Below are 24,544 nucleotides of genomic sequence, written 5' to 3'. Positions count from 1 at the left end.
ACCTCTTTTATATGTCTTTTACACATCTTTTACATATCTTTTCTCGAACTGATGTATAAAAATCTTGTCTTAAGCTCCACAAATTAACCTGATTTTATAAGGAAACCCTATGACCAAAACATTAAAAAAATCCCTTTTAACCTCCCTTGTTTTAGGCCTTGGTGTGGCCAGCTTTGCAACCAGCAGCCAGGCCAGCCTGCCTTTTTTAGGCAATGGCCAAGAAATGCCAAGCCTAGCCCCTATGCTTGAGCAGGTAAAACCTGCGGTAATCAGCATTGTGGTGGAGGGCAAAACCAAGGTAGATCAACGTTCCCGCCGTTCACAAATCCCTGATGAATTTGAGTTCTTCTTCGGCCCTGATGTCTTTGGCGACCGTAGCAACAGCCCTCGCCAGTTCCGTGGCCAGGGTTCAGGTGTCATCATCAATGCCGAAAAAGGCTATGCCATCACCAATAACCATGTGATTGACGGGGCGGATAAGATCACCGTCAAACTTGAAGACGGCCGTGAATTTAAGGCCAAATTAGTCGGCAGCGACCCACTTTCAGATGTGGCCCTCATTCAAATCGAAAACCCGAAAAACCTGACCGAGATAAAAATTGCCGACTCGGACAGCTTGCGGGTGGGCGATTTCACCCTGGCCATCGGCAACCCATTCGGCCTGGGCCAAACCGTGACTTCGGGCATTGTGTCAGCCCTTGGCCGTTCAACAGGCTACAGCGATCAGGGCTATGAAAGCTACATTCAAACCGATGCAGCCATCAACCAGGGTAACTCTGGCGGCCCACTCATCAACCTAAAAGGTGAACTGATCGGAATTAATACTGCCATTCTTTCCCCAAGTGGCGGCAATGCGGGCATCGCCTTTGCCATTCCAAGCAATATGGCCAACAATCTGGTTCAACAAATCTTAGAATTTGGCGAAGTTAAGCGGGGAATGTTAGGCATCAAGGGTGGCGAACTCAATGCTGACTTGGCCAAGGAATTTAATGTGGATGCCCAACAAGGGGCCTTTGTGAGCGAGGTTTTACCAAACTCTGCGGCGGCCAAAGCAGGCATTAAGGCAGGCGATGTGATCACTGAAATCAACGGCAAACGCATTGCCAGCTTCAGCGAACTGCGGGCCAAGGTGGCCACCTCAGGTGTAGGCAAAGAAATTGAGCTGACCTACCTGCGTGACGGCAAGGCTGAAAAGGCCAAGGTCACCCTCCAATCTGACGAGCAAAGCCAAACCTCGGCCCAAGACCTGATCCCTAACCTCAAGGGCGCCCGCTACAGCAACTTCGATAGCAAGGGCGTGAAGGGCGTGGAAATTTCAGAGATTGAACGAGCCAGCCAGGCTGAAATGCGAGGCTTAAGAAAGGGCGATGTGATTATTGGTGTAAACCGCACCAAGGTCGATAACATCAGCCAGCTGCGCAAGGCCTTGGAGCAAAAACCGTCTGTCGTGGCCCTGAACATCGTTCGTGATGGGTCAAATATGTTTGTTATCTTGCAGTAACATCTAAGTAAGAAAAAGGGCTTTCAGATGAAAGCCCTTTGTTTTGGAAAGATTTATTGTTGTTTTAAAAGGCCAGATGAACCTTCTGAGTAATCCTTAGGTTGGTCTTTTTCAACAGATTTCTGTACCAACTGCTCTTGCTTGAAAAACTCAATCTGCTTGGCAGCATCAGGCAGAAGCTGCTCAGAGCTCTTGGCCAAATGGGTGTAGAGTTTTTTATAGTCGGCGGCTAAGGTTGCCAATAAATCGGCACTTTGTGAAAAATGTTGCTCAAGTTGGACTTTTTGTTCCTCAACCTTGGCCTTGGTGGCTTTTAAGTCCGCTTCCAACTGTAACTGTTTTTGCACACTGCCCTTGGTGGCTCGCAAAACAATATAGCCTGCGAAAAGCCCGATAATAAAGGCAATGGCGGCAATAATCCAAACATTGGTGGTCGTGATGGTTTCCATAATTTCCCCCTTTAGGTGAATAAGTCGCCTCTTTTTTACCATTTTCCAGATTTTTTGAGAAGCAAATTTTGCAACAAGCGGTCAATTTTTTGATATTTCCTGCAAATTTCACATTTCCCACAAAAAGCGTTAGATTTTTAGGCAATTTATCTGTATAATCCGTCCACCCTGTTTTTTGTTTGGTTTTCCCGCCGAACAAGTTGGTTAGAAGAACTCGAAGGGGTTAGTTTCTAACATTAGGTAGTGCTTTTTAGCACTGGGTTAAACTTTTTTATTATTGGTATTTAAATTAATGAAAACTTTTGTAGCAAAACCAGAAACGGTACAACGCGACTGGTATGTAGTTGATGCGACAGGTAAAACCTTAGGTCGTCTAGCTACTGAATTAGCACGTCGTCTTCGTGGTAAACACAAAGCTGAATATACTCCACACGTTGATACAGGTGATTACATCATCGTTATCAATGCAGACAAGGTTGCTGTAACAGGTAAAAAAGCTGACGATAAAATCTACTACTGGCACACTGGCTATGTAGGTGGTATCAAAGATGCAACCTTCAAAGAAATGATCGCTCGCCGCCCTGAAGCAGTGATTGAAATTGCGGTTAAAGGTATGTTGCCAAAAGGCCCATTAGGTCGTGCAATGTTCCGTAAGTTAAAAGTGTATGCAGGTGCAGAGCACAATCACGCAGCACAACAACCACAAGTTTTAGATATTTAATCACGAGGCAATAAAATGGCAGAGAATCAAAACTACGGCACAGGTCGCCGCAAAAGCTCTTCAGCTCGTGTATTTATCAAACCGGGCAGTGGTAACATCACTATCAACCAACGTTCTTTAGAAGTTTACTTCGGCCGTGAAACAGCCCGCATGGTTGTTCGTCAGCCTTTAGAATTGGTTGAATTAACTGATAAATTAGACCTCTACATCACTGTTAAAGGTGGTGGTATTTCTGGTCAAGCTGGTGCAATCCGTCACGGTATTACACGCGCTTTAATGGAATACGATGAGACTTTACGTCCTGCATTGCGTGCCGCTGGCTTCGTTACTCGTGACGCCCGTCGCGTTGAACGTAAGAAAGTGGGTTTACACAAAGCACGTCGTCGTCCACAATACTCAAAACGTTAATTTTATTTTCGTTCACAAAAAGCAGAGAGCAATCTCTGCTTTTTTATATCTTTCTCCCTATCCTCTCCCCAATAACTAAACCGATTTAGTCCTACTTCCAAGATATTTGTATATATAGGTAAATATTGACCAGCCGCCCTTTAAATAAGAATAAATTTCATCTAGAATGCAGCGTTTTTATTTTTGGAGCTTCTTGTGTTTACCCTAACCAATGCCTCATTCACCATTCCCAACAGAACCCTCTTGCACCCTGTTTCGCTGACCTTTGAACAGGGCAAGGTCTATGGCCTCATTGGGCATAACGGTTCGGGAAAATCCACCCTCATTAAGCTCCTGGCCCGCCAACAGCCCCTTTCTTCTGGGCAGATTTGCTTTGACCATAAGCCCTTAGAGGCTTGGTCTAGCCGTGACTTTGCCAAGCAAGTGGCCTATTTGCCGCAGCACTTACCCACCGCCACCCAACTCACCGCCCGTGAGCTGATAGCCATGGGACGTTATGCCTGGAATGGCTTATTTGGTCGCCAAACAGAAGAAGATAGAAAGGCCATCGATCAAGCCCTAGCCCTCACCCACACCGAAAAATTTGCCCATCAACTGGTTGATGTGCTCTCAGGCGGGGAACGCTCCCGCATTTGGCTGGCCATGTTGCTTGCCCAACAAAGCAAATTCTTACTGCTGGATGAACCCCTGGCTCCGCTAGATATTGCCCATCAGGTGGAGGTGATGCAACTCATCCAAAAACTTAGCCGGGAGCTCAATTTGGGGGTGATTATTGTGATTCACGACATCAACCTGGCCTCCCGTTTTTGCGATGAACTGGTTGCCCTTCACAGTGGCAAATTATTATCCCAAGGAGACAGTCAGGCCATTATCAACCCGCCTTCGCTCAAGGCCATTTACGGCATTGATCTGAATGTGATTAAGCACCCAGAATGTGATCGACCAGTGAGTTTTTTTTGATGATGTGTAAGTTTTTCCAAAAATTGACCCGCTTGCTACATAAAATCCCCTCCCCCGCTTGCGGGAGAGGGCTAGGGAGGGGGGAGAAACTTCCCCCCTCAGCCTTCGGCAGCTCCCCCGCAAGCAGGGGGAGCGAAAGTTACACTGGGGACTTTGTTCGTGCTTTTATCACTCTTGACAGGCTCTTCCCTTACCCAAGCCAAATCTATCGCCACCCTAGACTGGACAGTCGCCGAAACCCTAGTCGCCCTAGGGGAGGAACCACTGGCCGTGGGCGATCTGGCCGGCTACGACCGCTGGGTCAAGGAGCCAAAACTGGCCACCCAGTTCGATCTGGGCCTACGCAACCAGCCCAACCCCGAGCAGATTTTAGCCCTACAAACAGAGACCAAGCACCAGCCCCTGCACTTTATCAACTCCTCCTTTTATGCGGCCAACACGCCTATCTTGGAGAAGTTCGCCCAGGTCAAGATCGTGGATTTCTATAAAGAGGGCGATAGCTGGCTCAATGTGCTGGCTGCCACCCAAGAGATTGCCGACTATGTGGGCAAGCTCCAAGCTGCCCAGCAGTTAATTGCGGACTTTTCGCAAAAAATGGCCCAACTTAAACCGCTTGTCGCCCCCTTTACCGATCGCCCTATTGCCCTGGTTCAGTTTGCCGACAGCCGCCACTTGCGGATTTATGCTAAAAACAGCCCCTTTGGTGCTATTTTGGATCAGCTCGGTTTTGAAAATGCCTGGCAGGGCTCGCACAATATGTGGGGAACGGAAAATATTGAGGTCACCCAACTGGCCAAACTGCCGGCCAAGAGCCGTTTGGTGGTGGTCAAGCCCTATCCAGCCAATATTGGCACAGCTCTCAAATACAATACCCTCTGGCAGCATCTGCCTCTGGCCCAAGATCCGCTGGTCCTGCCTGCGGTTTGGACCTTCGGCGGCCTGCCTTCTGCCCTGCGGTTTGCCGAAGTGCTTTCAAATGGGCTACAAAATGGAGGTGAAGCATGGTAAACCGTTCCTTTGTAAGTTTTGCCCTGATTTTAACTGCTTGCTTTGCCGGGCTCTTTGCCTATTTGGTCCAGGTTCAGTTGCCTAGCACGGCTTCCCCTTGGGATCTCTTTCTGCCGAGCGACAATTTCGATCTGCTCTTAATCCAAAGCTACAGCCTGCCCCGGGTGGCCATGGCCATTTTAGCAGGCGGAACCTTAGGCTTTTCCAGCCTGCTTTTACAACAGGTGATGAACAATCCGCTGGCCTCTGATAACACCTTGGGCATTAGCAGCGGTGCTCAGTTTACCCTCTTTTTAGCCACCCTTTTTACCCCTAGCTGGCTGGAAAATGGCTCAAGTATGATTGCCCTGCTCGGGGCGGGCTTGAGCTTGATCTTGGTTATCAGCCTAGCCTGGCGAAAAACCATGTCGCCGCTTTTGCTCATCTTGGCCGGCCTGGTGGTCAATCTCTATTTTGGCTCCTTTAGCTCTATGATCATGTTGTTTTACCCTGAAGAGAGCCGGGGGCTGGCCCAGTGGGGGGCAGGATCGCTGGTGCAGGAAAGCTGGCGGGACAGCCAGATTTTATTGTTCAATATGCTGCCGTGCCTGCTGATTATCGCCTTGTTAATCCGTCCTTTTAGTATTTTATCGCTCAATGACAGCAATGCCCAAAGCCTGGGGGTGCCAGTAGGCAAGTTACGTTTTATCGGCATTGCGGTGAGTGCCTATCTGATCGCCGCTGTGGTGAGTGCCGTAGGCATGCTAGGCTTTGTCGGCCTGGCTTCGGCAACGCTAGTGCGGCAAATGGGTGTCCGTACCTTTAAGGGGCAGTTGATTGGCGCCTTTTTAGCCGGCTCCCTCCTACTCTCAGTCACCGATCTGGCCCTGCAAATTCTCAGCCTGGCCCAGGGCATCAACTTGCCAACAGGGGCAGTAACGGCCTTACTGGGCACACCCCTGCTCTTATGGCTTATGTTTAGGGCCTTGGGTAATAGCGGGCGGGTTACGGAAAATGCTAAGGCTGAATTGCAAAAAATGCCTAAAATCCTGCCGCTTGTTTTGGCTCTAGGCCTGATCTTATCCGTCTTTTTAGCCCTAACCTTGGGCAAAAACGGCCAGGGTTGGAACCTAAATTTCAGCCAAGATCTCTTTGAGCTCCGTTCACCCCGGGTTTGGGTGGCCATGGCGGTGGGCATTTTGCTCTCCACCGCAGGTGTATTGCTACAACGCCTGACCCTCAACCCCATGGCCAGCCCTGAATTATTGGGTGTATCGTCAGGTACATCCATGGGGATCTTGGCAGTGCTCTTCCTCTTTTCGGCCAATGAGCCAAGCATTTTCTGGCTGGCCGGAATTAGCGGGGCCTTTTTAGCCTTACTCGTGCTTTCAGCCATCAACCAAAAAAGCGGTATGTTGCCTGAAAAGGTCTTGCTAACCGGGATCAGCCTCTCGGCCCTCTTTGACACCTTGCAGCGGATCGCCATTGCCAGCGGCGACCCACGGGCCTCACAATTAATTGCTTGGACATCAGGCTCTACCCAGGCTTTAGAAAGTAGCTATGCCCTGCCCTTCTTGGGCTTGGCCATCATGTTATTTTTAACCAGCTTAATTTTTAGCCGCTGGCTGGAAGTCTTGGCCCTGCAAGCCACAGTCGCCCAGGCCCTCGGCTTAAACTTAAAACAGGTGCGTTGGACATTGATTCTCTTCAGTGCCCTCCTTACCGCCCTTGCCACCTTGATTATCGGCCCCTTAAGTTTTATCGGCTTACTGGTGCCTCATTTGGCAAGGTTCTTAGGCGTGACCAAGGCCCATCAGCAATTATGGGTTTCAGCCCTACTCGGAAGCCTTATTATGATCTTTGCTGACTGGCTTGGCCGCCAAATGCTCTTTCCCTACGAAGTCCCAGCAGGTTTGGTCGCAACCTTAATCGGTGGCACCTACTTTTTAGTGACGGTGCGGAAGGTTTAATTTGCTCAGTAGGGTGGGCATCCCTGCCCACCGTTTAAACAATATCGCAATGGTGAGCAAGGATGCCCACCCTACGGGCAATAAAATTTCTTATTACTTAGGATTATCCAAATGAAAAAAAACTTTATTTATTCAGCAGTTGCCTCTGCGGTGGCTTTAGCAACCATGCCCGTGATGGCAAATGAAACAGAGCAACTTGATGAAATCAGTGTTGTTGGCTCTGTAGCCAAGGCTGGCAAGGTGGATTATTTAGATCCAAAATCAGTTGCTGTCATCACGAGTGAACAGATTGCAGAGAAGAACTATCAACAGGCGGATGAAATTGGTCGCTATGAAGCCGGTATGTTGAGCCAGCCTTATGGGGGCGATCTTGACACCAACACCTGGATTCGGGTTCGTGGCTTTGAACCAACGGTACGCATTGATGGTACACAAATGTATACCTTCGGCTTCTACCACTGGCAACCGAATATGTATGGCCTAGAAAGCGTAGAAGTGGTTAAGGGAGCTGATTCTTTAACCTACGGTACAGCCAATTCAGGTGGTATCATCAACCTTATCAGCAAGCGCCCTCATAAAGATCAGGTTGGCAAAGGTGAGTTAAAGGTTACTCTGGGCAACCGCAATGAGCGTGGTATTGCAGGTGACTACACCCATGCCTTAGCCGATAACCTCCGCTTTCGTGTGGTGGGTGACTACCTCCGCCGTGATGGTGAACCAAAGGGCAGCTACTTAGACGCCTACTACTTCGCCCCTAGTCTGTCTTGGGATATTAGCGATAAAACCAATTTAACCATTCTAGCCAGCATCCAGCATGACAGTGGTGTGCCATCATCAGGCTTCTTCCCACAAACCGTTGCTCTCGCTAAATCACTTTCACCACGCACCAACTTTGCCCAAAATATGGACGAATACATGCGTCGTAATCAAATGACAGCAGGCTATGAATTTACCCATAAATTTGGTGATGGCTGGAAATTTAATTCCAGCTACAAATATACCTACAGTAACAAGGATCAATTTTCTGGCTCTTACGCAGACTTTAGTGCCTGGGGCATGGGCGTGATCCTATCTGGCCTACAAATTAAGGGTAAAATTTTCACCCATACGGTCGATAACCGTATTTCTAAAGAGTGGAAGACTGATCGGATTGAGAATATTCTAACCGTGGGTTCTGACTACACCCACGCCAAAAACCCATCTGATGTAGCCTATCCAAGTGCAGCAATTAGCAATATTTATGGCCCATACCCAAGCTTAGAGATGACCAACACAACAGGTTCTCTCAACAAAAGCCGTCAGTTGGGTGTATATGTGCAAAATCAATTCCGCTTGGACAATAAGTTGATTGTCAATTTAGGGGCAAGACGTGACTACGCTAAGGGTGAGTATTTCTACGGTGGTGCACAATCAACAGGTTTCGATACTAACCACACCAGCCTTTCTGGTGGCCTTATGTATGTTACAGATCTAGGCCTGGCTCCATTCTATAACTACTCCGAAGCCTTCCGCCCGCTTGAAGGGGCAGTTGATAGTGCTGGCAATGTCTATAACTACAAGCCATACGAATCCAGACAGCACGAAGTCGGCTTTAAATACCTGCCATCCTTTGTCAATGGTCAATTCTCTCTTGCCTACTTTGATCTAGAAGAGAAAAATGCCCTAGTAAGCTTGCCTGGCTACCAATACCAGGTACAAACAGGTAAGGCTAATAGCAAAGGGGTTGAGGTTCAAACTGATTTAAATATCACAGACAATCTCTCAACCACTCTTGCCTATACCTACATGAAGGCAACCACAACAGGCACAGAAAAGGTAAGAAAGGCTATTTACCCTCGCCATACCTATTCAGCCTTTGTCAATTATGCCTTTAATGATACTGCTTTAGCAGGCTTAAAAGTGGGAGCTGGCGTTCGTTATGTGGGTTCATCAACCAATGGTTCAACCACAGCAACGGAATATGTCCCTGCCTATACTTTGGTAGATCTTATGGCCAAATATGATATTAACCAAAACTGGGCTGTTCAGGTTAATGCCTCTAACCTTGCCAACAAGAAATATGTTAGTGCATGTGATGCAAGCTACTGCTACCGTGGCGAAGGCCGCCGTGTAACGGGTAACCTCACCTACAAATTCTAATCAACCCAAGGGCGGTTTCCCGCCCTTATTTGTATCAAGGAGAAACCATGCAATTTAAAGACTATTTAGCCACTTTTCCCGCCATTGAGCATCTTTCTGGCTTAGATGTACTCAACGAACAGGGCGAGGTGGTTCACCATATCCCCGCTATTGAGGGCAAACTTGGATCACTCAAACTCTACAACACCCTGGCAGAGAAATTTGCAAATAAATTGGATAAAACCGCCGCTTGTCAAGGGCTGGAGTGGTTTGCTGAACATGTGGCAGACGCCAAGGAAAATGTGGGCAAGCACCCTAATATTGACTTGCTTTTTAAGGTAGAAAAAGAGGCTTTAAGCTATCAGCTCAAGCCCTTGAATAAGTAAAACAAGCGGTCAGAATTGGCCGCTTTTTTGCATCTCCGCTTTACAAACGCCCTCGGTGGCCGATATGGATATGGCTGGCCTGTTTCTTGTCGTAATGGTGTTTGAAGCCCAAGATCTCCACCTGAATTTCCCTTTCCTTGGCTGTGTAGTTGATAAAATCTTCGATCAACTCCAGCACATCGGTTGAAATATAGGACGTCCGTTGGGCATTGATAATGAGCTTGCTCTTGGGCTGAATATTTTTCAGGGTCTTTTTAATGGCGGCCTTGTTAAGAAAGGACACCTCTTCAGCCAGGTCTAGGGTGATTTCATGGGCATTTTCTAATTCCTCACGGCTCAAATAATAAGCCCGTTTCATATTGCCCTGCAAAATAAAGAACACGCTAATCAGCAGGCCAATACCCACGCCCTTGAGGAGATCAAGGCAAACCACCGCCAGCATGGTGGCCAAGAACGGTACAAATTGATAAGGCCCCTTGTGCCAAAAGTGGAGTAAGGTTTGGGGCTTGGCCAGTTTATAGCCCACCAAAATGAGTACGGCCGCCAAGGCAGCAAGGGGGATTTGGTTGAGAACCAAGGGCATACTCAAAACACAAATCAAGAGCAGAACCCCGTGGGTGATGGTGGCGGTTTTATGGGTTGCACCTGCCGTTACATTGGCGGAAGAACGCACAATTACCGAAGTCACCGGCAGGCCACCAATCAAGCCACAGACCATATTGCCGATGCCTTGAGCCTTGAGTTCTTGATTATTGTCGGTAATGCGGCGATAGGGGTCGATGCGGTCAGAAGCCTCAATACAAAGCAGGGTTTCAAGCGAGGCCACAATGGCAATGGTCACCCCGGTTATCCAGGTTTCAGGAAGAAAAAAGCCTTTTAGGTTAGGGAAGGCAAGCAGGGAGGTCAGATCCTGCCAGTGGTCAGGAATGGGCAGATTGACCCGCTGATTTGCAGAAACTTCAAGAAAACTGCCCGCTTGTTGCCAAAAAAAGTTGAGCAAAATAGCAACCAACACCGCAAACAGGGCGGAAGGCAGCAATTTTAACCTAGCCAGCACAGGCACTTTTTCCCAAACAATCAAAATGGCTAGAGAAATCAGAGCGATAATAGCTGCCCCCCAATGTAGGTGATGAATATCCGCTAAGTGGCTGATACCTAGGGCATAAGGCAGCTGTTTAAAGACAATGATCACCCCAATGCCTGCCAGCATCCCTTCAATCACCGCAATGGGAATATATTCAGCGATACTGCCCGCCCGCAAGAGGCCCAGGAGCAGCTGTAGGGCACCGGCAATCACCACGGCACAGAGAAAGAGTTCAAAGGAACCCAGTTGCTGAATGGCCATAAAAACAATGGCTGCCAGGCCGGCCGCAGGGCCTGATACGCTAATATGGGAAGAGCTTAAGAAGCCAATAATAATGCCACCAATAATGCCAGACACAATGCCTGACAGCGGTGGGGCGCCTGAAGCTAGGGCAATGCCCAAACAAAGTGGCAGGGCGACAAGAAAGACCACTAAACCTGCGGCAAAATTGATTTTACAATGATGTTGGTTGAACTGCATACCAAAAATGAAGGAGGGAGAAGATGGGTATATTTTACGCCAAATGGGGCAAAAAGCTCTGATCTAGGTCACAAAAAAAGCAGGCACTTAGGCCTGCTCTGGAAAAGTTGAGAAAATCTTAAGCGTTACCGCCAGTGATTTTAGCCACTTCAGCAGCGAAATCTTCTTCAACTTTCTCGATACCTTCACCCACTTCTAAACGGATGAAGTTAGAAACTGAAGTACCTACTGACTTGAGGTAGTCGCCTACAGATTGGGATGGATCCATTACGAATGGCTGACCTGTTAGAGAAACTTCACCAGTGAATTTCTTCATACGGCCTTCAACCATTTTCTCTGCGATTTCTTTTGGTTTACCAGAGTTCATGGCGATTTCGATTTGGATTTGACGCTCGTGCTCAACCACAGAAGCAGATACATCTTCAGGGTTTACGAATTCTGGTTTAGAAGCGGCAACGTGCATTGCTACTTTCTTAAGTTCTTCTTCAGAACCTTGACCGGCTACTAACACACCGATTTTCGCACCGTGTAAGTATTGAGCGATAACCTCGCCTTCAAGGTATTGAACACGACGGATGTTCATGTTTTCACCGATCTTAGCAACTAAAGCAGCACGTTTTTCTTCAAATTGGGCTTGAAGGGCTTCGATAGTAGTACCTTTGTTGGCAGCGGCAAAATCAGCTACTTCGTTAGCAAGGCCAACAAAGCCTGCGTCTTTGGCTACGAAGTCAGTTTCGCAGTTCATTTCAACAAGCACACCGAAACCAGCTGCGATACGGGCAAGGATCACACCTTCAGCAGCTACACGGCCAGCTTTCTTAGCCGCTTTGGCTTGGCCTGATTTACGCATGTTGTCGATGGCTAATTCGATGTCGCCGTTCGCTTCAACCAAGGCTTTTTTACATTCCATCATGCCTGCGCCAGTACGTTCACGAAGTTCTTTTACTAATGATGCTGTGATTTCAGCCATTTTTTAATCCTCAGAATTTGGTAGATAAGAAAAAAGAAAGCAGGGGTTGCCCCTGCTTCCGTGATTTAAGGGCAGCGTTGCCTTAATAACGATTACTCAGCAGCTTCTTCAGCTTGGAAGGCTTCAGCAGCAACTGCTTCAGCACCCTTACCTTCTTTAACAGCCGCTACTGCAGCGTTGAGGTAAAGTTGGATAGCACGGGTTGCGTCATCGTTACCTGGGATAACGTAGTTTACGCCATCTGGAGTTGAGTTGGTATCAACGATAGCGATAACTGGAATACCAAGGTTGTTGGCTTCTTTGATGGCGATATGCTCGTGGTCTGCACCGATAACAAAGATAGCATCAGGCAAGCCGTTCATATCTTTAATACCACCAAGGCTTAATTCTAATTTCTCAAGCTCACGGGTACGCATTAAGGCTTCTTTTTTGGTGATTTTCTCAAAAGTACCGTCTTGAGTTTGAGCTTCTAAATCTTTTAAACGTTTGATTGATTGACGAACAGTTTTCCAGTTAGTCAACATACCACCTAACCAACGGTGGTTAACGTAGAATTGACCAGCTTCGATAGCAGCAGCTTTCACTGCATCAGAAGCGGCACGTTTTGTACCAACGAAAAGAATCTTACCGTTGTTGCTAGCAACACGGGTTAATTCCGCAAGGGCTTCGTTGAACAGTGGAAGGGTTTTTTCTAGGTTGATGATGTGAACACCGTTGCGAGCACCAAAAATGAATGGTTTCATTTTCGGGTTCCAGTAACGAGTTTGGTGACCAAAGTGAACGCCTGCGTTCAACATATCTAGCATAGAAACTTGTGCCATTTTAAATTTTCCTATTAAAAATGCCCAACTTTTTGTCTGAAGTGGGCGGGGTTTAGCCTCTACATACCCAAATAACCGACTGAAATTCAGCACCCCGATTATTCTCAACAGTATGTATGTGTTTTCGTAAAATAAAAGTGAATGTTTTTTAGAGATAAAAAACGGGCGAGATTATAGACGAATGGCAGGAAAAAGGCTAGTGTTTTTTGTTGAAAAAGCTTTAATAGCTAAAGGAAGACTGGCTTGCAAAAAATCGCCGTTTTGACACCGCTTGTTAGCCTAAAATTTTTACAAAATTTTGTGTAAAAACACTTGCAAAAAATATTTTCAGGCTTTTGAGAAATTTTGCTAGAAAAATCATAAGATATTGAAAAATAAGGATAAGATATTTTGCAATCAACTGAAACAAGACTGTAAAGATCCCGATAAAATCAAGCGAGAGGACACTTTCAAAAGACTATTCCACAGACTTATCCACAGGCCGTGTGGATAGAAAAATTGGCTGTAAGCCCAACCATAAGTTCGGATCTTTTTTGGGCATCCCACTGGAGATTTTGCCAATTTTGCAGAAAAGATTGTCGCCCTTGGCTGAATTCGCTAGAATATACTGTTTTTATTTACATTGTGTTAAGAGAGAAGACCCCAATGACCGAAAAGCGTTATGGTGCTGATGAAATTACCGTTTTAAAAGATCTGGAGCCGGTGCAACTTCGACCGGGCATGTACACCGATACCACCCGCCCCAACCATTTAGGCCAAGAGGTCATTGATAACAGTGTCGATGAGGCCCTGGCCGGCTTTGCTACCCAGATCGATGTGATCCTGCATGAAGATAACTCCTTGGAAGTCATTGATAACGGCCGGGGTATGCCGGTGGATATTCACTCCACAGAAAAGATCTCGGGTGTGGAACTGATCCTAACCAAGCTGCATGCAGGCGGTAAGTTTTCCAACCAAAATTACAACTTTTCAGGCGGCCTGCACGGGGTGGGGATCTCGGTGGTTAATGCCCTCTCTTCTCGGGTAGAAGTCAGCGTAAAACGGGGCGGGCAGGTCTATGCCATTGCCTTTGAAAACGGGGCCAAGGTGGAAGAATTGACCGTGGTCGGCACCTGCCCCAAACGCCAGACTGGCACGACGGTTCGCTTCTATCCTAACGCCAAATACTTTGATTCAGCCAAGTTCTCGGTCAGCCGCCTCCGCCACCTGCTCAAGGCCAAGGCGGTGCTCTGCCCTAAACTTAAGATCATCTTTGTCGATAAGATCAACAAGAATGAGGAAACCTGGTTCTATGAAGATGGCCTGGCCGCTTATTTGGCCGAGGCCCTAGAGGGCTATGAAACCCTGCCCGAAAAACCCTTTATTGGTGATTTAAAAGGCGAAACTGAAACGGTTAGCTGGGCCCTATGCTGGATGCCAGAGGGCGAGCTCTTGGCTGAAAGCTATGTCAATCTTATTCCAACGCCTCAAGGCGGCACCCACGTCAATGGCCTACGCCAGGGGCTTTTTAATGCCATGGCGGAATTTTGTGATATTCACAACCTCCTGCCCCGTGGGGTCAAGTTGGCGGCTGATGATGTTTGGAACCGCTGTTCCTATGTGCTTTCACTTAAAATGCAGGAGCCGCAATTTGCCGGCCAAACCAAGGAAAGACTTTCCTCCCGCCAGGCCTCAGCCTATGTGGCCGGAGCCCTCAAAGACGGCTTTAGCCTCTGGCTCAACCAAAATGTGGAAGTGGCCAAGCAGCTGGCAGAACTGGCCATCAATTCAGCCCAAAACCGCCTGAAAAATGAAAAGAAAGTGGTGCGGAAAAAACTGGTCAGCGGCCCTGCCCTGCCGGGTAAACTAGCAGATTGTTTATCCCAAGATTTAAGCAAGACCGAGCTATTTTTAGTGGAGGGCGATTCTGCGGGCGGTTCAGCCAAGCAGGCCCGGGACAAGGACTATCAAGCCATCCTGCCCCTGCGGGGTAAGATCCTCAACACTTGGGAAGTGGCTTCTGAACAGGTTTTAGGATCTGAAGAAGTGCATAACATCGCCATCGCCATGGGGATTGACCCCCACACAGACGATCTCAACCAACTGCGTTATGGCAAGGTCTGTATCCTGGCCGATGCCGACTCGGACGGCCTGCACATTGCCACCCTGCTCTGTGCCCTCTTCCTCCGCCACTTCCCTAACCTGGTTCGCCAGGGCCATGTTTATGTGGCCATGCCGCCTCTTTATCGGATCAACTTTGAAAAGGGCAAGAAGAACGAGGTTTACTACGCCCTAGACGAGGAGGAAAAAGAAGCGACCTTGGCACGGCTGGCCAGCCTCAATGGCAAGGTGGATGTACAACGCTTTAAGGGCTTGGGTGAGATGAACCCTTCCCAACTGCGGGAAACCACCATGGATCCTAATACCCGCCGTTTAGTACAGCTAACTTTTGAAGAAGCTGAAAGCGAAGAAAATGCTTCCACCTTTGAATTGATGGATATGCTCCTGGCCAAGAAACGCTCGGAAGATCGTAAGAACTGGTTGCAGGAAAGGGGTAATGAGGCGGATTTAGGAGTATAAATAGGAGTATAAATAGGCCTACAAGCGGGCCATTATTTGCAAAAACCTGCAAAAAGCTCACCGCTTGTTGCCTTGTCTAAAGACCTAATTTTACCTACAATAGGGGCTTTTAGTCTTGAGAGCAAAACTGTGTCGCAAATTAAATTAATCGTGGGCCTGGCCAACCCAGGGGCCAAATATGAGGGCACCCGCCACAATGCTGGCGAATGGCTTATCAATGAACTGGCCCGCATGTATGGTGTCAGCCTCAAAGAGGAACCCAAATTCTTTGGCAAGCTGGCCAAAATCAACACCCAGGCAGGAGAAGTTCGCCTCTTGGTTCCAACCACCTTTATGAACCTAAGTGGTAAGGCGGTCGGAGCCTTGGCCAATTTCTATCGGATCAAACCTGAGGAAATCTTAGTAGCTCACGATGAGTTAGATCTGCCCCCTGGTGTGGCCAAGATCAAACAAGGCGGTGGCCACGGGGGCCATAATGGGCTTAAAGACATTATTGCAGCCTTAGGCAATAACAATAACTTCTACCGAGTGCGGATTGCCATCGGCCACCCGGGAGACCGGAATTTGGTGTCTAACTATGTGTTAGGTAAGCCTTCTCCCGATGATCAGCGGTTGATTGATGCGGCGGTTGATGAGGCAAGTCGCTGTGTTGAGCTGATTTTTAGCGAAGGCATGGTTAAGGCGACTAATCGGCTTAATGGTTTTAAGGCCTAACAAAACATGATGGCGCCAGCCTCCAGGCTGGTGCCTATAGCAAGTTTATCAGCACCAGCCTGGAGGCTGGCGCTATCCAAATAATTTAGATGAAAGGAAAATAAAATGGGATTTAAATGTGGTATCGTGGGTTTACCTAATGTTGGGAAATCTACCCTTTTTAATGCACTGACCAAGGCGGGGATTGAAGCCGCCAACTATCCGTTCTGTACTATCGAACCAAACACAGGTGTGGTACCTATGCCAGACCCACGTTTAGACGCCTTGGCGGAGATCGTCAAGCCTGAACGTGTCCTGCCAACCACCATGGAATTTGTGGATATTGCAGGCTTAGTAGCTGGTGCTAGCAAGGGCGAGGGCCTAGGCAATAAGTTCTTGGCCAATATTCGTGAAACCGATGCCATCGGCCATGTGGTGCGTTGCTTTGAGAACGATGATATTGTCCATGTTGCTGGTAAGATCGACCCGCTGGACGACATCGACACCATCAACACCGAATTGGCTCTGGCCGACCTAGACTCCTGCGAGCGGGCCATTCAACGCCTGCAAAAACGGGCCAAGGGTGGCGATAAGGAAGCCAAGTTTGAGCTGTCTATCATGGAAAAAATCCTGCCTGTGCTGGAAAATGCCGGCATGATCCGCTCCGTTGGTTTGGATAAGGACGAACTCCACGCCATCAAGGGCTATAACTTTCTCACCCTCAAGCCAACCATGTACATTGCCAATGTTAATGAAGATGGCTTTGATAACAACCCTTACCTAGACCGCGTGCGTGAAATCGCCGAAAAAGAAGGGGCAGTCGTGGTACCAGTTTGTGCCGCTATTGAGTCGGAAATTGCCGAATTAGACGATGAAGAAAAGGTCGAATTCTTGCAAGACTTGGGCATTGAAGAGCCAGGCCTTAACCGAGTGATTCGTGCAGGCTATGCTTTACTGAATCTGCAAACCTACTTTACCGCTGGCGTAAAAGAAGTACGGGCTTGGACAGTCTCTGTTGGGGCAACCGCACCAAAAGCAGCCGCTGTTATCCACACCGACTTTGAAAAGGGCTTTATCCGGGCTGAAGTGATTGCCTACGACGACTTCGTGCAATACAAGGGCGAGGCCGGAGCCAAGGAAGCCGGCAAATGGCGCTTGGAAGGCAAGGACTACATCGTTCAAGACGGCGATGTGATGCACTTCCGTTTTAATGTTTAATTTTAAGGGCGATGGATTAGATTTCATCGCCTTTTTGTTAGGGGGCGGAGCTTATAACTTTTGGTTATAATAACGCACCTTTGGTTCTTGTAGAGAGCGAGCTTTAACGCTATTCTTCAGGTCAATTTTCCATTACCTGCCCTATTTGGAGGCTTTATGAAATTAACCACAAAACTTTCTTTTGTTGCAGCGTCACTCTTATTTGCAACCGCTGCCCAAGCCGCAGACAAGACCCTACACTACTGCACCCAGCGTTCCCCACAGGCCTTTAGCCCTGTCCTGGTGATGGATGGCACGTCTTACAATGCCAGTTCACAAATGGTTTATAACCGGTTGGTTGAGTTTAAACGTGGATCGACTGAAATTGAGCCGGCCTTGGCAGAAAGCTGGACGGTCAGCGAAGATGGCCTTGAGTATAACTTCAAACTCCGTCAAGGTGTTAAATTCCACGCCAACAAGGATTTCAAACCAAGCCGTGATTTAAATGCGGACGATGTGGTCTTCTCCTTCAACCGCCAGTTAGATCCTAACCACCCTTTCCACAAGGTTTCTAATGCTACTTATCCATACTTCCGTTCCATGAAGTTTGATAAGCTCTTGAAATCCGTGGAAAAAGTGGATGATGCCAATGTGAAAATCACCCTGAACAAGCCTGATGCCACCTTCCTCTCCAGCCTAGGTATGGACTTCACCTCCATCTACTCGGCTGAATATGCGGAATTTGCCAACAAACAAGGCAAACCAGAGTTAATCGACACCACCCCAATCGGCACAGGCCCATTTATCTTTGACCGCTATCAAGTGGATCAAAAAGCCCGTTACTTCACCAACAAGGACTACTGGAACGGCCGTGCTGACTTCGACCAAATCTTGCTCGAAATCGTGCCAGACGCCACCACCCGTTCAGCCAAATTACAAAAAGGCGAGTGTGACTTAATTGAATTCCCCAACCAGGCAGACCTAGCTGCCATGGAGAAAGATCCTAACATCAAGCTCCACAAACAAGCGGGTATGAATGTGTCTTATATTGCATTCAACAATGAAAAAACCCCATTTGATAATGTCAAAGTTCGTCAGGCTCTCAATATGGCCGTGGACAAAAAAGCCATTATTGATGTAGTTTACTTAGGAGCAGGTCTCCCAGCCAAAAACCCACTGGCACCAACCGTTTGGGGCTATAACGACAACATCGAGCCATACCCACACGACATTGAAAAAGCCAAGGCATTACTAGCCGAAGCAGGCTTCCCGAACGGCTTTGAAACCACCCTTTGGGTTCAACCGGTAGTACGTTCTTCTAACCCTAACCCACGCCGCTTGGCCGAACTTATCCAGGCTGACTGGGAAAAAATCGGCGTCAAAGCCAAGTTAGAAACCATCGACTGGGCAGACTACACCAAGCGTGGCCGTGCTGGTGACTTCCCTGCGGCCATCTACGGCTGGTCTGGCGATAATGGTGACCCAGATAACTTCTTGTCTCCACTGCTTTCAACAGGCAACATTGGCAACAGCAACTACGCCCGTTTCAGCAACAAGGACTACGATGCCATCTTAGACAAGGCCATCACCTTATCTGACAAGGCTGAACGCACCAAGCTCTACGAGCAAGCTCAAGAAATCATCAAAGAGCAGGCCCCGTGGATCCCAGTTGCTCACTCGGTCAATATCATGCCAACCACCAAGCGGGTGAATGATTATAAACAAAGCCCATTCGGCTATACCTACCTATACGGTATTAAATTAGACGATAAATAGGCCCTTCAAGCGGTAAGCCAACAAGCTTACCGCTTATTTTTTACTCCTGCTCTATCACCCGGCCAATCACCGCACGGGATTCCTTGTCCATCTTGACCTCAATTTTATGATCCACCACCACATTCATATTGATGGTGATGCCCTCCTTGGGGGTTTCTAGCTGAACCTTGGGGGTGCAAGCGGTTAAAACTAAGCAAAAAATTGCAAAACATACGGGTTTCATTATTTTTCTAGCCTCTTATAGAGTTTGTGTTGGATCTGGTCTTCGGCATAATCGCCAGCCTTGACCAAAAACCACAGGTCAAATAGGTTTTCCTTGTGGGTGTAGTTGAGATTTACCTTGCCATTTTCCCTGTCCAGTAACTCGGTTTTGATTTGGGCGGCCAAGTCCATATTGCCCTCCTCATCCACATTTACATCTGCCTTGAAATCATTGAGCTGGCTGCCATTGACCAGCTCCAGCAAGATGCGCTCGGTATAACCGCCCTGGCCCATGGCCTTGACGAACTCCTCCGAAAATTTCAAATATGATGGGGCAACCTGGGCCAGCTTGCCGCCGCACACATAGCAGGGTTTGCCCTCCAGCCAGAAAGGCAGGCTGGCATTGACCCTGCCCTTCATTTGGATTTGCTGGTATTGGACGGTATCAAAAATTTCTGCCAGGTCAATATTGGTCAGCTCCAGAGAAGCCACCTTGGTTTGAGGCAGGGCAAAGCGATTGACCGCCAGTTGGCCACCCAAGAGATTGAAGGACAGCTGGCTCAGGGTCAGAGGTTTCTTTCGGGAATAAGGATAGTGGCCATTGACCTTAACCCGCACATTGGTCATGGGCAGCCCTATATTGACCGAACGAATTTTGACGTCCAGCGGTTTTTTGACCCCAAAGTCAAATTCGCCCTGCTTGAATTGATAAGGCAGGGCAAATTCCGCCCCAGTAATTTCGCCATTAGGCAGGGACAAGGCCCCGTCCTTAACCGAAAAATGCCCGCCCGCCACAAAACCCTGCAGGGCATTATAGCTAAAGGCTGTTTCGCCCTTGAGCCTGCCTTGGTTGATGACCATATTTTGTCGCACGGGAATGAGAGACTGAAAGGCCTTGATGGGCTGCTCATTCCAATACATACGCCCATTGAGGTGGCTGGCCTGTTCGGTCAGCTGGCGGCGGGCAAAGAGCCGCATGGGCGCAATGCCTGCGGCCTCCACCTCTCCCTTGAGGTTGAGATTGTCACTCTCGCCCTGGAAATTCAGGCGGGCTTCTAGCTCTTTCAGCTCCCCGCCATAGGCAAAGCCCAGAAGCGGGCTGGTCAAGCGTAGACCACCTGTCAGATAAGCATGTTCATAGGCCAGGTCGATAGGTTCACTTAAGACCAGTTTCATCGGAGCCAGCTCGAAAAGGGGCTGCTTGATCCTGCCCAAATCCCCTTGGAATTCAGACAGTTGCACCAGTTTTTCGTGCCAATGGCCTCGCCCACTGACCTTAAGCGGCAGGTTTTGCCAGCCTAGGTTTGAACCACCCCAAAAACGCCAGTTCCACTGATCACGCACGGCCTCGGGGTCAGCAGGATCGCTAAAAAAGTCTAGCTGGCCGGCCTTGAAGTTGTTGGCATAACCGTCTAAGTGCAGGGCAATTTCTTTAAAATCGGGGCTTTCACCCTTAAAGAGGGCCTGTAAGCGGCCGCTTATGCCGTGCTTATTGACCCGAATGCCGGCCAGTGGAAAACGTAAGTCGTTGATGGTCAAAAACCTTTCCTTGCCCGACACCCGAATGAGGGAGCTGGGCAAAAAACGCAGGGTTAAATCATCAAAATTGCCTTGTAGGTCTAGGGGTACGGCAGAATACAAGATGGAATTGCCATACTTGACCTCGCCCGTTAAACGCAGGGGCAGGGCCAGGCTGTCTTTCTGCCAAACCCCGTCCTTGTTCTCAATCACCAAGTTGCCCTTGCCCCGTTCCCCTTGGGAAAGGAGGCTGACCCGAATATAGGTTTGCAAGGGGAAGAAATCCTTAAAATCCAAGGCCTTGGGCGTCAGTTTGGCCCTCACAAAACCCTGTAGGGGGAAGCTCTCCAGCCAGTCCCAATAGAACTGGCCCTGTTCAATGTTTAGGCTATTTTCATCCAGCACCAGGGGCAGGGTTAGCTGGTTTTTCTCATTAATCTTGGATTGATATGCAAATTTTCCGACTTTTTGCCCCGCTTGTTCCTGCCAATCCAGCTGGGCAGTGCCTTGGGAAAGATCTTTCCCCTGGCTGTCTTCAGGCAAGTGCCAATCATAATTTAGGCTAAGTTGGCTGGGCAAGCGGGTCAGATCATCGGCTATTTTTGCAAATAAGGTTAGTTGATGATCTTCCTCCTCAACTTGGTAGCGGGCAGACAGGTTCAGGTCAAAATCAACCAGTTCAGCTTCTAGTTTGAGTTGCTTTTGCTCAAGTCTTGCTCTTAATTTTTCAGGCGTATAGGCCAAATTCATTTGGGCGGGAGAGCCAAGCAGGCCCGACAAGCGAGGATTGAGATCATCAGGCAAATTAGTCCATTCCAGCGATTTCACCTGCACCTGGCCATAGGGAATCAGGGCCAGCAGGCCAGTTAGTGAGCTAGATGAGCTACTTTTTTCTTCACTTTGAGGCAGCTTTTCTAGGCAGGCATAGTCCAGGCTGGCCTGCTCCACCAGCACCTGATTGCTGGCCTGCCAGGTCAGAGAAAAATCTTGGGTTTTAAAGAGAGTACAATCTTGATAGGCCAGGCTAAACTCGCCCACACCCAGCCCCTGCCAAGAGCTTTTGAGCCCCTTGGGCAGGGAAACCGACCAGCCCTGGGGCAGCATCCAGTTGATGCTTTTTTCCAAGTAGCTGCCAGACAGCCAAGCCCAACCTACCCCTAATAAGAGGGCAAGCAGCAGGAAGAGCTTGAGCAGGGCGCGTGTTACCATTTAGATCATATTCACCAGCGGATAGAGCATGGAAAGGCCTGTTGCAGCCGTCCAAGCGGTTGGGTTTTTGATGTTTTTTCCAAGGAGCAACCAGCCCAAGAGGCCAAGAATGGCAAACTGGCTAAGGCCGTAGAGGATAAAGCCCAAGAAATTGACCTGGTCTGCCACCTGTAAATAGGCATAAAAGGCGAAAACAGACCAGGCGTAATTTAAAATGAGGGCGATAATAGCCAGCTTAACTAAGAGCTTGAGTAAAGCCTCCAAACGGCTCTTAGCCAGCATGAGATACCAGCCTGAGAGTAAGAGCCCCAACAGAATTTGAGCAAAATTATTGGCCCGCAACCAGTTAAAGATAGAGGGAATTTCTACCCAATAGACCAAGAGATACTGGAGCATTCCAACCACCACAATGGCCAGGCCGCAATAAATCAGGGTGCGGTAAATGGTTTCATCTTGGGGCAATCGCAGGAAGATAATCGGGAAGAAAAGGCTGGCGATGGCCGACACTACAAGCGGAATATGCTTAGGCGTACCCAGAGTGCTATAAAGCAGGTTGCCCAGGGCGAAAATCAGCAAGAAACCTAACACAAAGGTCAATCGCCCCTTCTGGCCCGGGCAAATATCGCCTTTTAAAAAGACCACAAAGCTCACCAAACCTAGCACAAAGAAAGCCAAGAGATAGGGCGAGACAAAAATGCTCTGGGCCGGGGCAAAATAGTGATTGAGCACCATTTGCAGGAAGAGCATAAGCAACATGGGCAGGCTGGCATGGGTGGCCACCTGAAGTTTTTTCAGAGAATCGTGTTCGTGTGACATATTATGAGGTTGATAAATAAGGAGATTGGAAATTATGCCATATTTTCGACTAACATTTAATGCTTCCTTACAGATTTTCTATCTTCCCCTTCCATACATCTAAACAAACCCTATCTTAGACTTCTTCTTATCTTTCTCTTTTCTCTGTGTAGAAAATTTCTTTTCAAGTTCAGCATACTCTGATAACTGTTGTGGTGATAGTGAAGCTGGCGTATCTTTAATCGTTTGGCTTAATATATCCATCGTAATCTTACTAGATTGTTTGAGAGCCATACGAGAAGCTTCATCGCAAATTAATTTGATATCACTTGAAACAAAATTTTCTGTTAATTGAGCTAATTGTTCATAGTCAAGGATATCTATAGGACGTTTAGACAGATAAAGCTCAAACATCTGTTTTCTGGCTAAAAAATCAGGCGGTGGTAGATAAATATGCTTATCTAAACGACCTGAACGTAAAATAGCAGGATCAATCGCATTTGGCCTATTGGTTGCCCCAATAATAAATAGATTTCTTTCTCCACAATTATTCATCTGAGCGAGGAATTCATTGACAACTGCAGTATTCATATGGTTAATATTATCGGTATCTCGGCTTGGGAGAATAGCATCTAACTCATCAATAAAAATAATGCTTGGAGCCTTCTTTTCAGCTTCAATAAAGAGATTCTTCACATTTTCTTGTGAGGCATTCACCCATTTACTTTGAATATCTGATGGTTTTAACTGGTAAAATTGAAAACCAATTTCCTCAGCAAATTTTTCAGCAAAAAAGGTCTTTCCACAGCCTGGTGGGCCATAGAGCAACATACCATTAGGAATGGTTAACCCATATTCTTCATATTTTTCTTTTTGATTAAGGGCATCTATAATATCTAATTGCATTGTTGCTTTAAGACATTCCATTCCTGCAATTGCAGAAAACCCCTTAGGTTTATTTAATTTTGTTTTAAGAACTTTCTCTTTCTTTGGCCCTAAGTTTTCTTTTCTAGTTGTAAACGACAGTGATTCAGAATTAATATCTTCAATAATCTGATCAACATTTTCATAATGTGCAAAAGGATTTAACCCCAAACATTTTTTTAGAATATAGATAGTTTTCTCATCAAAAAAATCTGGAAACTTTAGTTTTTCTATTCCTTCTTCTATCTCCCCTAACAGCATGGTATAAAATAACTTACCTACACTAAGAATATCTTGAGAAAAATCATTTTGAAAACTAGACTTTCCAAACCCTGAGATTTTGATAATTTCAGCCTTCCCCTTTAATTCTAACAAGATATTTTCAGTACTTAACTGATTATGGCTAATGGGATTAGGCAGGTTATGTAAGTACTTAAGTGCATTTAATATGCCTAGGATCAGATTAGTTGACTCAAAAATACTCAGATATTCTTCCCGCTTTAATTTGGAAGCTAAACTTTCCCCACTAACAAAGCTTGTACAAAAATAAATGTAACCCTGAAACTGTCCTTGGCAGAGATAATTAACAATATTAGGATGAGAGATAGTTCTTAATAATTCGGCCTCATTATTATTGGTTAAGCATAATTTAAGATATACTGTTTTATTAGACTGTTTATCTAAAGCTCGATAAGATTGAGCTTTCTCATTACTTGAAATCTGAAATTTAATTTCAAAGCGGTTATCTATAACCTGCCCTTTTGATAAGTAAAATTTACACATAATACAGATTAAAATAAAAGCCCATATAAATGGG

General features: G+C 47.3%; 20 protein-coding genes. 12 read left to right on the top strand and 8 right to left on the bottom strand.

Annotated elements, in window-relative coordinates; all coding sequences use genetic code 11:
- Positions 1-109: 109 nt before the first annotated feature.
- Entirely contained in the window at positions 110-1,501 is a 1,392-nt protein-coding gene (locus tag A4G20_04445; protein ID QIW15632.1) for a serine peptidase, read from the top strand.
- 53 nt (positions 1,502-1,554) lie between these two features.
- Here the strand turns inward: A4G20_04445 and A4G20_04440 are convergent, their stop codons facing one another.
- On the bottom strand, positions 1,555-1,950 hold the full coding sequence (locus tag A4G20_04440) for a hypothetical protein (GenBank protein QIW15631.1): 396 nt from the start codon (positions 1,948-1,950) through the stop codon (positions 1,555-1,557).
- Between the two features lie 292 nt (positions 1,951-2,242).
- Here A4G20_04440 and A4G20_04435 point away from each other — a divergent pair, with 292 nt between their 5' ends.
- From A4G20_04435 to A4G20_04405, 7 genes are all read left to right on the top strand, one after another.
- Positions 2,243-2,671 carry a 50S ribosomal protein L13 gene (locus tag A4G20_04435; protein QIW15630.1) on the top strand — a complete coding sequence of 143 codons (429 nt, stop codon included), beginning with the start codon at positions 2,243-2,245 and terminating at the stop codon, positions 2,669-2,671.
- Between the two features lie 15 nt (positions 2,672-2,686).
- A complete protein-coding gene (locus A4G20_04430) occupies positions 2,687-3,079 on the top strand; it encodes a 30S ribosomal protein S9 (GenBank protein QIW15629.1) in 393 nt (130 codons plus the stop codon).
- A gap of 195 nt (positions 3,080-3,274) precedes the next feature.
- Entirely contained in the window at positions 3,275-4,039 is a 765-nt protein-coding gene (locus A4G20_04425) for an iron-hydroxamate transporter ATP-binding subunit (protein QIW15628.1), read from the top strand.
- A 144-nt stretch (positions 4,040-4,183) separates the two neighbouring features.
- On the top strand, positions 4,184-5,047 hold the full coding sequence (locus A4G20_04420) for an iron ABC transporter substrate-binding protein (GenBank protein ID QIW15627.1): 864 nt from the start codon (positions 4,184-4,186) through the stop codon (positions 5,045-5,047).
- A complete protein-coding gene (locus A4G20_04415) occupies positions 5,041-6,996 on the top strand; it encodes a Fe3+-hydroxamate ABC transporter permease FhuB (GenBank protein ID QIW15626.1) in 1,956 nt (651 codons plus the stop codon). Before A4G20_04420 ends, A4G20_04415 begins: the two co-directional genes overlap by 7 nt.
- 111 nt (positions 6,997-7,107) lie before the next feature.
- Positions 7,108-9,135: a ferrioxamine B receptor gene (locus tag A4G20_04410; protein ID QIW15625.1), complete on the top strand. Its 2,028-nt coding sequence runs from the start codon at positions 7,108-7,110 to the stop codon at positions 9,133-9,135.
- Positions 9,136-9,182: 47 nt separating this feature from the next.
- Positions 9,183-9,500: a hypothetical protein gene (locus A4G20_04405; GenBank protein QIW15624.1), complete on the top strand. Its 318-nt coding sequence runs from the start codon at positions 9,183-9,185 to the stop codon at positions 9,498-9,500.
- A 40-nt stretch (positions 9,501-9,540) separates the two neighbouring features.
- On the opposite strand, the gene A4G20_04400 is transcribed toward A4G20_04405, so the two are convergent.
- The 3 genes from A4G20_04400 to A4G20_04390 form a co-directional block, all read right to left on the bottom strand.
- On the bottom strand, positions 9,541-11,064 hold the full coding sequence (locus A4G20_04400; protein QIW15623.1) for a carbonate dehydratase: 1,524 nt from the start codon (positions 11,062-11,064) through the stop codon (positions 9,541-9,543).
- A 118-nt stretch (positions 11,065-11,182) separates the two neighbouring features.
- A complete protein-coding gene (locus tag A4G20_04395; GenBank protein ID QIW15622.1) occupies positions 11,183-12,034 on the bottom strand; it encodes a translation elongation factor Ts in 852 nt (283 codons plus the stop codon).
- Positions 12,035-12,126: 92 nt separating this feature from the next.
- On the bottom strand, positions 12,127-12,855 hold the full coding sequence (locus A4G20_04390) for a 30S ribosomal protein S2 (protein QIW15621.1): 729 nt from the start codon (positions 12,853-12,855) through the stop codon (positions 12,127-12,129).
- A 645-nt stretch (positions 12,856-13,500) separates the two neighbouring features.
- Between A4G20_04390 and A4G20_04385 the strand changes: the two genes are divergently transcribed.
- The 4 genes from A4G20_04385 (at position 13,501) to A4G20_04370 (ending at position 19,080) form a co-directional block, all read left to right on the top strand.
- Positions 13,501-15,414 carry a DNA topoisomerase IV subunit B gene (locus tag A4G20_04385; protein ID QIW15620.1) on the top strand — a complete coding sequence of 638 codons (1,914 nt, stop codon included), beginning with the start codon at positions 13,501-13,503 and terminating at the stop codon, positions 15,412-15,414.
- Between the two features lie 129 nt (positions 15,415-15,543).
- On the top strand, positions 15,544-16,128 hold the full coding sequence (locus A4G20_04380) for an aminoacyl-tRNA hydrolase (protein QIW15619.1): 585 nt from the start codon (positions 15,544-15,546) through the stop codon (positions 16,126-16,128).
- Positions 16,129-16,233: 105 nt separating this feature from the next.
- Positions 16,234-17,325, top strand: a complete 1,092-nt coding sequence (locus A4G20_04375) for a redox-regulated ATPase YchF (GenBank protein ID QIW15618.1) — start codon at positions 16,234-16,236, stop codon at positions 17,323-17,325.
- Between the two features lie 156 nt (positions 17,326-17,481).
- The gene (locus A4G20_04370) at positions 17,482-19,080 is read left to right on the top strand and encodes a peptide transporter (protein QIW15617.1); all 1,599 of its coding nucleotides are present in this window, start codon (positions 17,482-17,484) and stop codon (positions 19,078-19,080) included.
- 40 nt (positions 19,081-19,120) lie between these two features.
- Here the strand turns inward: A4G20_04370 and A4G20_04365 are convergent, their stop codons facing one another.
- From A4G20_04365 to A4G20_04350, 4 genes are all read right to left on the bottom strand, one after another.
- Positions 19,121-19,306: a YnbE family lipoprotein gene (locus tag A4G20_04365; protein QIW15616.1), complete on the bottom strand. Its 186-nt coding sequence runs from the start codon at positions 19,304-19,306 to the stop codon at positions 19,121-19,123.
- A complete protein-coding gene (locus A4G20_04360; protein QIW15615.1) occupies positions 19,303-22,008 on the bottom strand; it encodes a hypothetical protein in 2,706 nt (901 codons plus the stop codon). The genes A4G20_04365 and A4G20_04360 overlap by 4 nt, the downstream gene beginning before the upstream one ends.
- Positions 22,009-22,824 carry a hypothetical protein gene (locus A4G20_04355; protein ID QIW15614.1) on the bottom strand — a complete coding sequence of 272 codons (816 nt, stop codon included), beginning with the start codon at positions 22,822-22,824 and terminating at the stop codon, positions 22,009-22,011.
- A gap of 99 nt (positions 22,825-22,923) precedes the next feature.
- Complete coding sequence (locus tag A4G20_04350; protein QIW15613.1) at positions 22,924-24,510, bottom strand: hypothetical protein; 1,587 nt, start codon at positions 24,508-24,510, stop codon at positions 22,924-22,926.
- Between the last annotated feature and the right edge of the window lie 34 nt (positions 24,511-24,544).

The sequence above is a fragment of the Pasteurellaceae bacterium RH1A genome (genome assembly GCA_012221805.1).
In the GTDB taxonomy this organism is placed as follows: Bacteria; Pseudomonadota; Gammaproteobacteria; order Enterobacterales; family Pasteurellaceae; genus RH1A.
The sequence above is the reverse complement of the archived record's forward strand: the minus strand, read 5'-3'. Positions and strand labels throughout refer to the sequence as shown.